The sequence below is a fragment of the Planotetraspora phitsanulokensis genome (assembly GCF_016863295.1).
In the GTDB taxonomy this organism is placed as follows: Bacteria; Actinomycetota; Actinomycetes; order Streptosporangiales; family Streptosporangiaceae; genus Planotetraspora; species Planotetraspora phitsanulokensis.
This window is the reverse complement of the sequence record NZ_BOOP01000049.1, coordinates 15,362-27,046: the sequence shown is the minus strand read 5'-3', so window position 1 is coordinate 27,046 and position 11,685 is coordinate 15,362. Positions and strand designations below refer to the sequence as shown.

Below are 11,685 nucleotides of genomic sequence, written 5' to 3'. Positions count from 1 at the left end.
CCGGCGCCCTCTCGCGGACGTTTCGTCTTGTGGTCCTATCTGGGCGGCGTCGTGGAAGTGCGGCGCACGATGAGGGTGGGCTGAATGGTCGGGTCCTGTGCCGGGTGCGTTGTGCCTGCCGGAAGATCGGCCCGCATGCGTGGCAAGAGTGCGGCCATGCAGCGGCGGCCGACCTCGCCGAAGTCCTGCCGGATGGTGGTCAGGGGAGGTACGAGGTATTCAGCCTCGGGGATGTCGTCGAACCCGACGACGCTGACATCCTCGGGTACGCGAACTCCGCGCTCGGCGAAGGCGCGCAACATGCCCAGCGCCAACTGGTCGTTGCCCGCGAAGACCGCTGTCACGTCCTTGCGTCCGGCAAGTCGCAGGCCGGCCTGGTAACCGGAACGCGCGCTCCAGTCTCCGCGAATCAGAGGCGGTGAGGTGATGCCAGCCTGCTCGAGGGTGGCACGCCAACCTTCGACTCGTCCTTGCGCCTCGAGCGAGTCGTCGGTTCCGGTGACGTGCCACACGTTGCGGTGCCCCAGTTCCAGCAGGTGTGTGACCGCCAGCCGGGCGCCGGCGACCTGGTCCACCGAGATCGCCGGTATCGGTGTGCGGGGGTCTGGAGAGACTGCGACGGCGGCCATGCCCCGAGGTAATCGGTGTAGTGCTGCGGTGGCCGTTGTCTGTGGTGTGATGACGATCACCCCGTCGACTGACTGGTCGGCCAGCCTTCCGCATGCCGACAGTACGCCGTGGTAATCGACGCGCTCCACCGTGGCGATGCTCAACCCGTAGCCGGCGGCATGGGCAGCGCGCTCGATGCCCAGTAGGGTCGCCGCCGGGCCGTACAGGTCCGCGTTGAAGCTGATCACGCCGACGACCCGCGAGCGGCCCCCGGCCAGGCCCCGCGCCAGCGCGTTGGGGTGGTAGTTGAGCTGGCGAACCGCCGCCAACACACGCTCCCGGGTGGCGGGGCTCACGCGTGGATGTTCGTTGAGCACCCGCGACACCGTCTGGGATGACACGCCGGCCAACCGGGCGACGTCGGTCATCACCACCGCCCGGCCGTTTCCCGCAACTGCCATGGCAGTTCTCCATTTCAACGGTCGGTGCTATCCAGCGGGGCTTCGGCAAGTCGGCGGTCGACGGGCGCCGGACGGCAGTGCCTGTTCCAACAGCATCGTGAAGTTCACTTGCGGGGACCTGGATCGGCCGGCACAGCGGTGGAGGCGCGCGGGACGAGACGGCAGGGAAGGGCCCGTTGGCCGTGTACCGGGTCACCGTTCACGGCCGCCAGGAGTAGCTCGGCGGCCGTACGGCCGATTCCTTCCAGGTCCATGTCGATGCTGGTCAGCGCGGGTCTGCTGCCCTGAACCATGACGTCCCAGTTGTCGAAGCCGACCAGGGCGACGTCGCGGGGGATGTCCCGGCCGGCCTCGCGCAGGCCCTCTGCCACGCCGCGGGCGATCTGGTCACTACCGCAGAAAACGGCGTCGATGTCGGCTCCAGTGGAAAGCAGGATTCCTGCCGCCTGGCGACCCCAAGCCTCGCTCCACTCGCCGTACAGGGTCGTGGACGCAGGCTCGAGCCCCTCTGCGGCCAGAGTCTCCGCGGCCGCGGTGGCGCGGACCGTTACCGAATGGTGGTGTTCGGGGCCGGTGACGTGGACGATTCGGCGGCGACCGATTGCGAGGAGGTGCTGTATGGCGCGGCGTGCGCCATCGGCTTCGTCCGGGACGACCGAGCAGTCCTGCGGGTCCGAGGAACTGATGAATGCGTACACCACAGGCACCGGGAGGTCCGCGCTGATCGGCGTGCGGGCCTGGGTACGCCGGCCCGTCACGATGATCCCGTCGACTTTCCGGCTGAGGAGGGTCCGGACGTAGTACTGCTCGCGGATCGGGTCGTCTCTGGCGTCGCACAGAAAAACCGACATCTGCCCGGCGCCGAGTGCATCCTCGGCGCCGATCATCAGCGGGATGCTGAACCGCCCGATGCTGTCGGTCGTGATCATGCCCACCGTGTAGGTGCGCCCGCTGTGCAGGCTGCGTGCGGCCGCGTTGGCGACGAACCCGAGCTGCTCGGCGGCCTGCTGCACGCGCAGACGGGTCTCGGGCCGCAGGCTGCCGCGACCGTTGAGCGCCTTGGACGCGGTTCCTGTGGAGACCCCGGCCAGTGCGGCCACCTCGCTGATCGTGGAGGGGCGAACGTTGTTGCCCAGTGTTTCCTCCATAGTTTCCTGATGGCACTCAAGCTTCCAGTTAATGGGACTGTAACTAGGTATTGACATGCACGCAAGGTGCTGCCTAGCGTCAGGGCAACCGTTTTCCTGATTTTCCGATCTACGACCGATGGTTCCCCCAGACCTCCGTTCAGGCCGAAGTCGTCCGCCGCGAAGGGCCGGGCACCACGACCCTCGATCCGCAATCCCAATAGCTAACCCCCCGTTCAAAGGGATCGCCATGACTTCCTGGAATGCCACGCGTCGCCGCACCTACACGGGTGCGGCCATCGCACTGTCGGCCTGCCTCGCCGCCGCGTGCTCTACGGGCACGGGGTCGCCCACAGGGTCGGGCTCCGGCTCCTCGGGTTCGAGCGGCACCTACGCGATCTGGGACCCGTACCCGCAGTTCGACGACAGCGCCGATTGGGTGAAGTTGCTGCAGAAGTGCGGCACCGACGTCGGCGTCACGATCAAGCGCACCGGCTACGACACCACGGATCTGACCAACAAGGCTCTCCTCGCCGCCCAGCAGGGCAACTCGCCGGACGTGCTCATCGTCGACAACCCCGTGGTGTCCACCCTCGCCGACGCGGGGGTGCTCACGACCACCGACGAGATGAAGATCGACACCTCTGCGGTGGAACCGAACCTGCTCGCTGCCGGCCAGCTCGACGGCAAGACGTACGGCATCCCGATCGGCGCCAACACCCTCGCCCTCTACTACAACAAGGCTGTGCTGACCACGGCAGGAGTCGACCCGGCGGAAATCAAGGACTGGACGTCGCTCACCGCCGCGCTGGCGAAGGTCAAGGCCGCCGGCAAGAAGGGCATCACCTTCTCGGCGATCGGCACCGAGGAGGGGAGCTTCCAGTTCCTGCCCTGGTTCTGGGGCGCCGGCGCGAACCTGACCCAGCTCGACTCGGCGCAGGGCGTCTCCGCGTTGCAGCTGTGGACGGACTGGCTCAAGAACGGCTACGCGCCGAACTCGGTCATCAACAACACCCAGACCACGAGCTGGCAGGAGTTCGCCACCGGGCAGTTCGCGTTCGCCGAGAACGGTACGTGGCAACTGGCGAACGCGAAGAAGGCCGGCTTCGAGTACGGCATCATCCCGATTCCGTCCTCCTCCGGCGGCACCGCGCCGGCGCCCACGGGCGGTGAGTTCGTCACCGCGCCGGTGCAGACCGACACCGGCCGCTACGCCACCAGCCAAAAGCTGATCGCCTGTCTGACCAACGCCGACAACGCCTACACCACGGACACGACCCTGTCCTACATCGCGGCGACCGACACCGTGCAGGCCAAGCAGGTGGCGGACAACTCCGAACTGAAGGTCTGGGTCGAGGCCGTCAAGGCGGCCAAGGGCCGCACCAGCGACAACCTCGGCACCAAGTACCCGAAGATCTCCGAGCCGATGTGGACCGGTTTCCAGGCGGCTTTGAGCGGAGCGAAGTCCCCGCAGGACGCGTTCGGCGCCGCCCAAGCCACGGCCGCCGCTGCGACCAAGTGACCATGGCGCCCCACGTCACAACCCGTGCCTCCGTTCCGGCCGTGCCGGAGACGGAGGCCGGTTTCGGGCGAACATCCCGAGCCCGGTCGAGCGGGCAGTGGACCGCTTGGGCCTTCCTCGCCCCGGTCGTCGTCTACCTGATCGCGTTCTACGCCTATCCGCTTTACCGCAACCTCGACCTGAGCCTGCACCGGTACACGGTCCGCTCCTTCGTGCAGGGTGGCGCGCCGTTCAGCGGACTGGACAACTACCGCACCGTGTTCGACAGCCCGACCTTCTGGCCGGCGTTGACCCACACCGCGGTGTTCACGGGAGTCTCGCTGGTCTTCCAGTTCTCCATCGGCATGGCTCTGGCGATCTTCTTTCACCAGCACTTCCGTCTGTCGGCCACGCTGCGCGCGCTGTTCCTCGTCCCGTGGCTGCTGCCCCTCATCGTCTCGGCTTCGACGTGGTCCTGGATGCTCAACAGCGACTCCGGGATCGTCAACACCGCCCTGGGCGTGTTCGGCATCGGCCCCGTCAACTGGCTGACCTCGCCGGACTGGTCGCTGGCGTCGGTCACCATCGCCAACATCTGGATCGGCATCCCGTTCAACCTGGTCGTGCTCTACAGCGGCCTGCAGTCCATCCCGTCGGAGATCTACGAGGCCGCGGCGCTCGACGGTGCCACGCACTGGAGCACGTTCTGGCGGGTGACCTTCCCCCTGCTGCGCCCGGTGTCGGCGATCACGCTGTTGCTCGGTCTGATCTATACGCTCAAGGTCTTCGACATCATCTGGATCATGACGAGGGGCGGCCCGGCCGATGGCTCCACGACCCTCGCCACCTGGTCGTACCGGCTCGGTTTCGGCAACCTGTTGCCGTCCTTCGGCCCGGGTGCCGCGGTCGGCAACCTGCTGATCATCCTCGCCATGGTCTTCGGGTTGCTCTACATCCGCATGCAGCGGAGGACTCTGCGATGAAGCGCTCCCTGAAGACGGCCGTCGGCGTCGGGCTGACCGCGATCATGTTGTTTCCGGTCTACTGGATGATCAACGTGTCCTTCACCAAGGACACCGACATGCGTGCGGACCCGCCACACCTCTTCCCGCTGCGCGGAACCTTCGACGGCTACCGCGCGGTGCTCGATCAGCAACTGCCCTTCCTGGGCAACAGCCTGCTCATCGGGCTCGGCACCGTCGCGCTCACCGTCATCGTGTCGGCGCCGGCCGGCTACTCCCTGGCCAAGCTACGCCCGCGCGGGGCAGGCACGCTGAGCTTCGTGCTGCTGGTCGCCCAGATGATCCCCGGTGTCATCATGGCGATGGGCTTCTACGCCATCTACCTCAAGCTCGGGGTGCTCAACAGCTCCGCGGGCCTGGTACTGGCCGACTCCACCATCGCGGTCCCGTTCGGTGTGCTCATCTTCACGGCGTTCATGTCCGGAATCCCAGCGGAATTGGCCGCGGCGGCGAAGATCGACGGAGCCGGAGCGTTCCGTACGTTCTGGTCGGTGATCCTCCCGGTGAGCCGCAACGCCGTCGTGACCGTCAGCCTGTTCGCCTTCCTGTGGGCGTGGTCGGATTTCGTCTTCGCCACGACCCTCGACGGCGGCGGAGCCCAGCAGCCGATCACGCTCGGCATCTACCGCTACATCGGCAACAACAACCAGGAATGGAACGCCATCATGGCGACCGCCGTGGTCGCGTCCATCCCCGCGACGCTGCTGCTCATCGTGGCTCAGCGGTATGTGGCCGCCGGCGTGACCGCCGGTGCCGTCAAGGACTGAGGAACCCCTGCATGCCCCACTCTGTTTCGTACGGTCCCACCCTGCCCACCTCCCAGGCGATCTCCTCGCTCAGGCCGCTGCCCGCCCACGCCGTGCGCCTCAGCGCGGACGGACTGCTCGGCGGCTGGCAGATCCGCAACGCCGATGCCACCTTGCCGCACTGCATCAGCCGGCTTCACACGCAGGGCAATCTCGACAACCTCCGCCGTGTCACCGGTGACTTCGCAGGTGACTTCGCCGGCATGTGGTTCGCCGACACAGACGTCTACAAGACGCTCGAGGCGGCGCTGTGGGAACGCGCCCGCTCCGGCGGATCCTCGGCGTTCGTCGCCGACACCGCCCAACTGCTGGAGAAGGCCCAAGACTTCGACGGCTACCTGAATTCGTACTACCAGGTCGACCATCGCGACCGGCAGTGGGCCGAACTGCCGTCCAGTCACGAGATGTACACCGCCGGCCACCTCATCCAGGCCGCCGTAGCCGCCGCACGCAGCGCCTCGGACACCCCGGCGGTCCAGCAGATTCTCACGGTGGCGCGCCGCTTCGCCGATCTGCTGGTACGGCGGTTCGGCACAGGCGGCGTGGACGCGCTCGACGGGCACCCCGAGGTCGAGACCGCGCTCGTCGAGCTCTACCGGGTCACCGGCCACCGGCCCTACCTCGATCTCGCCGCACGCTTCGTAGGCCTGCGCGGACACGGCCTGCTCGGCCCCGACAGCCGCTTCCGGCAGCGCCACTACTACCAGGACCACCAGCCTGTCCGTGACGCCACCGAGGTAACGGGCCACGTCGTGCGCCAGGTCTACCTGGCGGCCGGCGCCGTGGACGTGGCCGTCGAGACCGGTGACTCCGCGCTGCTGAACGCCGCCGAACGGCTGTGGGAGTCGGCGATCGCCGCCAAGACCTACCTGACCGGCGGGCAGGGCTCACGCCACCGTGACGAGGCATTCGGCGCCCCATACGAGCTACCGCCCGACCGTGCCTACGCCGAGACCTGCGCCGCCATCGGCGGTTTCCACTGGGCATGGCGGCTGCTCCTGGCGACCGGGCGGTCCCGCTACGCCGACGAGATGGAGCGGCTCCTCTACAACGGGATCGCCGCCAGCACGGCTCTCGACGGCACCGCCTTCTTCTATTCCAACCCGTTGCAGCTCCGCACCGGCCACGACGGCGACGACGAGGACGCCCCCGGCCGGCGGCTGTCCTGGTACTCGTGCGCATGTTGCCCGCCCAACCTCGCCAGGCTGATGGCATCCCTGCACACCTACACGGCCACTGGCGACCCCGGCGGCCTTCAGGTGCACCTGTACGCGCCGGGCACGGTGACGGCCGGTGGGCACACCATCGAGGTCGCCACCGCCTATCCGTGGGAGGAGACCGTCACCATCTCTGTCACCGAGACCACAGAGGCGCCGTGGACCCTGACCCTGCGTGTGCCCGCCTGGTGCGCCGACGCCCAACTGACGGTCAACGGCGAACCGGTCGACACCGCCGTCCGTCACCAGGGCTACCTTGGGCTGACCCGCACCTGGCTGCCCGGTGACCGCGTCGAACTCGTCCTGGCCATGCCGCCGCGACTGCTCGCCGCCCATCACCGCGTCGACGCGGTACGCGGCAGCGTCGCACTCACCCGTGGCCCGCTCGTGTACTGCCTGGAACAGGCCGACCTGCCCGGTGAACTGGACGGCATCGTCCTTGAAGATCTGGAACTGGACGCCCGGGGGCCGATCGGCGTCATCACCGGCGCTCACCCGATCGCGCCTGTGATGTTGCTGACCCCGGTACGCGCGCAGTCCAGTGCCGACGACGAGCTGTACCTACCGCTCGACGCCGCCACACCGGCGGCGACGCCGCCGACCGCCATGCCGGCGATTCCCTACTTCCTGTGGGCCAACAGGGCCGCCGGAGCGATGAGGGTCTGGATCCCGCTCGCACCACAGGACCGGTGACCGGCGACGGACCGTCCGTCGCTCTCGCACCACGCGCCAGGGCTTCACGGGCCGGCCCGCCACCGTCCCCGCCCCAGCGGAGAACTGACCTGTACCGACGACAGACGAACGCAGCCTGCCGAACTCGCTTGTTAACGCTAACAGGCCGCGCTGCCTATGCCCAGCCGACCCTGCAGCCCTCAGAGGCGACGCATGACTCGGGAACGTGAACGCCCGCTTCGTTCACACCGAACACAAAGGAGCATCACGCATGTCTCGAACAGCGTTACCCCAGGGGAGGGCATCAGCCCTTCGCCTCAGCATGAACCGGCTCCGAGGTCGCTCCCGCCGCACAGCGGCCCTGGTCGCCGCGCTCACGATCGCGGCCGCAGGAACCGCGATCACGGCTTCGCCCGCGTCCGCCGCCCCCGCACCCGCATCCACACTTGTGGTGAGTGCCGACAAGCCCTTCCGCCCGGTCACGTACGTTGCGACAGGGTCCCTGTACGGCCTCGCCGACGACTCGACGCCCTCCGACGCCCTGGTCAAGGCCATCAAGCCGAACACGTTCGTTCAGATGGCTGTAGGCGGCAGGCAGCAGGCGAAGGGCGACGTGCTGGTGGTCGCCGACAAGGCGGCCAGAGCAGGCGCGAAGGTCGTCAACCGCCTCTCGGACTACTACGCGGGCTGGCCGTACCAGTTCAGTTGGACCACGTGGCCGGGCGTCGTGGAGCAGCAGGTCAAGGCCGTCCAGGCGTCCGGAGCGACGAACATGGCCGCCTACGAACTGTGGAACGAGTCGGACAACACGTGGCTCGCGTCCAACGGCACCTACGAGGACTTCTGGACGAAGACCTTCCGTCAGGTGCGATCGCTCGACCCGACCACGCCGATCCAGGGCCCGAGCTTCTCCGACAACATCAACGACATGGAGAACTTCCTGGAGAACGCGGTCGCGACCGACACGGTCCCCGACATCATCTCCTGGCACGAGTTGATCAACTCGGGCAAGATCGTGGGTGACCTCGACAAGGTCAACGCCATCATGAAGAAACTCGGCATCAGCCCCCGCCCGATCTCGATCGAGGAGTACGCGGCGCCCTCCGAGGTCGGCATCCCGGGCTCCCTGGTCGGGTACATCGCGAAGTTCGAGCGATACGGCATCCACGACGCGGAGCTCGCGTTCTGGAACGGCTACGGCGCGCTCGGCGACCTGCTGACCGGCACCGGCGGGAGCCCGAACGGCGCCTACTGGCTCTACAAGTGGTACGCCGACATGAGCGGGGACATGGTCGTGACCACCCCGCCCAACGCCACGACCGGCCTCGACGGCGCCGCCGCCGTGCCCGGCGACAAGAAGCAGGTCAGCGTGATCTTCGGCGGCGGCAGCGGCTCAACCGCCGTCCGGGTCGACGGACTGGACAAGCTCGACCTGGGCGGCACCGTCCACGCCAAGCTCGAGTACACCCCGTCGTACGGGCGGACCAACCCCGTCGCCGGCCCGATCACCGTCTCCGACACCGTTTACCAGGTGACCGACGGCTCCATCACCGTGCCGGTGGCGATGAACTCCACCAACGCCTACCACCTGGTGATCAGCGGCGCCGGTACTGCGACCGACCTCGAGAACACCTACCGGATCACCAACCTCAACAGCGGTCTCGCACTCGACACCAAGGACGCGGGTACGTCGGCAGGGACGCCCGTCAACCAGGCCACCGTCGCGGGCGGTCCCACCCAGAAATGGAAGCTGGTCTCCGCCGGCCCGGATCTGTACAAGATGGTCAACGCGGCCGACGATCTGGTGCTCGGGGTCAAGGACGCCCCGACCGGCAACGGGGCCTCCGCAGTGGTGGAGACCGACGCCGACAGCAACACCCAGCTCTGGCAGGTGGTCCCTGACGGGAAGGGCCACAACAAGCTCGTGAACTACGGCACCGGCTTCGTGCTCGCTGTCGACGGCATGAGTAAGAACTCGGGCGCCCCGGTCGTGCAGTGGAGCGACACCACCGTCACCTCATCCGGTACCAGTGGCACCCGGGTTGCCGGCAAGCTCGGCAATGCGGTCGCGCTGTCGGGATCCAACCAGTACGTCAACGTCCCGCGGGGCGCGGTGAGCGGTGTCACGGGCGACTTCACGATCTCGACATGGGTCAACCCGACCAAGAACTCGACGTGGTCGCGCGTGTTCGACTTCGGCACCGGCGCGTCGAACTACATGTTCCTGACGCTCAACAAGAGCACGGGGCTCAGATTCGCCATCACGACCAACGGCGCCGGCGGAGAGCAGCAGATCAGCTCCACCACGTCGCTCCCGCTCAACACGTGGTCGCTCGTGACGGTGACCGTGTCCGGCACCACCGGCACCCTCTACGTCAACGGCCAGGTTGCGGGCACCAACACCAACCTCACTCTGCACCCGTCCAACCTCGGCAGCACGACCCAGAACTGGATCGGCCGTTCGCAGTACTCGGGCGACCCGTACCTGGCCGCAGCGGTCGACGACTTCAACGTGTACGGCCGGGCACTGACCGCGTCCGAGGTGTCCACCCTCGCGACCGGGCAGGCCGGCGCGGGCGACGTTCTGCATTACACGTTCGATGAAACCGCGGGGACGGCCGTCGCCGACTCGTCGGGCAACGGACGCAACGCGACCGTCATCGCGAGCCCGGCGTCCGCGACCAGCGACGCGTCCATCGCGGACCATTTCTGGACCCTGACCCCCTACCTGGCGATCAAGAGCGTCTCAGTCGCCGACGGCGCATCGGTCTCCGGCACACCGACCTTCACCGTCGACCTCGGCGGAGCCGCGTCCGACGTGTCCTACACCTACATCGAACTCAACCGCGACGGCGTCTGGCTGACCGACAACACCAAGGCGCCGGGGAGCCACAACGACGGTCTCCACCCCAACCTCGTCGTGGACACCACCGCATACCCGAACGGCACCTACCAGCTCAAGATCGACGCAGTCGGCACGAACGGCCTGACCACCGAGCAGACCGTCTCCATCGTGATCGACAACCCGCCGGCTTGGACCGCCGGCAAGGTGTACAACACCGGCGACCAGGCGTCCTACCGTGGATCGGTCTGGCGCGCCCTTTGGTGGACGCAGAATCAGACCCCCGGCGACCCGAACGGGCCGTGGGAACAGATCGTGGTCACGGCGGACGGCAACCCGGTGTGGACTCCGTCACGGATCTTCGTCGCGGGTGACAAGGCGGAATATCAGGGCGCCGTCTACCAGGCCCAATGGTGGACTCGTAACCAGGCACCCGGCGACCCCAACGGACCCTGGAAGCGAATCGGATGACACCGACCGGTTGATGTGACGGGCCGGGCGCCTTCGCAGGCGCCCGGCCCTCCTTCCTTCCTGCGCCAGCGGAGTCCCGGCCGCCCTTCTTGACCCCTGCCGGACCGGCCGTAGATCATGGTTTATGAGCCTCATACCCCCGGTGTTGAGCCGCCTGGTAAGGCGATGGAGTACCGGCCGGTTCATCTTCTTCGTGGTCGGCGCCGGCCTTGCCTGCGCGGCCGTAGCTGCGGGCTCCTCCACCTACGCCGACGCGTACGACTTCGCAGACGCCTCGCGATGCGACACCCTGCCAGCCGACCGGCAGATGGACTGCATCACCACAGTGGCGGTGACCGTCGTCTCGCGCTCGATCTCCACGACCCCGGACCATCAGCCTCCGGTGAACCCGCTCCCGAACCCGCCTCCCCTCCCGCCGCCCCAGCCGCCCATCTTCAGGGTGGCCGCAGTGGGCGTCGTCGCCGCTGCGGACGTCGATTACGAGGTGGTCGTCGAGGTCGTCGGGACGTCCCACCGCCGGTACACGGTCCCGGTGGACAAGCAGCTGTACGACGAGGCCCGGCCTGGCGCGCACGGGATGGCCGACATGTGGCGCGGTCACGTGCTGAGGCTGTCCATCGGCGGTTCCCGCAGCGTCGGATGGATCCCGATGGGTTTCGCCTTCTCTTGCGCCGTCGGGTGGGTCGGGGTGGTGCTGATGGGCGGCTCGCTGCTGGTGCGCGCGCGCCTTTCCTGGTCCGCGTTCGACCGCCTGGGCCTGATCGGGTTCCCCCTCATAGCGGCCGGATTCTTCGTCCCCTTCCTCCTTGCCGTCCCGTGGCGACCGGCGTGGCGGGTGGTGCCCGTCGTCATGGCGTGCCTCGCGGCGATCCTGATCGTCGCGGTGCTCTGGGCCAACCAGGCGGGCCTACGCCGCGGGCTGCGGAGGTAGCGCCGCCGACAGCGGACTTCGGGAGG

General features: G+C 67.8%; 8 protein-coding genes. 6 read left to right on the top strand and 2 right to left on the bottom strand.

The annotated features are described in order from the left end of the window. Positions 1 to 35: 35 nt before the first annotated feature. Positions 36 to 1,070 carry a LacI family DNA-binding transcriptional regulator gene (locus tag Pph01_RS39570; protein WP_239117352.1) on the bottom strand — a complete coding sequence of 345 codons (1,035 nt, stop codon included), beginning with the start codon at positions 1,068 to 1,070 and terminating at the stop codon, positions 36 to 38. Between the two features lie 104 nt (positions 1,071 to 1,174). Beyond that, the gene (locus tag Pph01_RS39565; RefSeq protein WP_204078401.1) at positions 1,175 to 2,218 is read right to left on the bottom strand and encodes a LacI family DNA-binding transcriptional regulator; all 1,044 of its coding nucleotides are present in this window, start codon (positions 2,216 to 2,218) and stop codon (positions 1,175 to 1,177) included. A 229-nt stretch (positions 2,219 to 2,447) separates the two neighbouring features. On the opposite strand from Pph01_RS39565, the gene Pph01_RS39560 reads away from it, so the two are divergent. From Pph01_RS39560 to Pph01_RS39535, 6 genes are all read left to right on the top strand, one after another. Then, entirely contained in the window at positions 2,448 to 3,719 is a 1,272-nt protein-coding gene (locus Pph01_RS39560; protein ID WP_204078400.1) for a sugar ABC transporter substrate-binding protein, read from the top strand. A 41-nt stretch (positions 3,720 to 3,760) separates the two neighbouring features. After that, positions 3,761 to 4,681, top strand: coding sequence for a carbohydrate ABC transporter permease (locus Pph01_RS39555; protein WP_239117351.1), 921 nt, complete (start codon positions 3,761 to 3,763; stop codon positions 4,679 to 4,681). Then, positions 4,678 to 5,487 (top strand): carbohydrate ABC transporter permease, encoded by an 810-nt coding sequence (locus Pph01_RS39550; protein ID WP_204078398.1) that lies wholly within the window; start codon positions 4,678 to 4,680, stop codon positions 5,485 to 5,487. The genes Pph01_RS39555 and Pph01_RS39550 overlap by 4 nt, the downstream gene beginning before the upstream one ends. 11 nt (positions 5,488 to 5,498) lie before the next feature. Beyond that, positions 5,499 to 7,436: a glycoside hydrolase family 127 protein gene (locus tag Pph01_RS39545; protein WP_204078397.1), complete on the top strand. Its 1,938-nt coding sequence runs from the start codon at positions 5,499 to 5,501 to the stop codon at positions 7,434 to 7,436. A 301-nt stretch (positions 7,437 to 7,737) separates the two neighbouring features. After that, on the top strand, positions 7,738 to 10,728 hold the full coding sequence (locus Pph01_RS39540) for a LamG-like jellyroll fold domain-containing protein (RefSeq protein ID WP_204078396.1): 2,991 nt from the start codon (positions 7,738 to 7,740) through the stop codon (positions 10,726 to 10,728). Between the two features lie 124 nt (positions 10,729 to 10,852). Then, positions 10,853 to 11,659: a hypothetical protein gene (locus Pph01_RS39535; protein ID WP_204078395.1), complete on the top strand. Its 807-nt coding sequence runs from the start codon at positions 10,853 to 10,855 to the stop codon at positions 11,657 to 11,659. Positions 11,660 to 11,685: the final 26 nt, after the last annotated feature.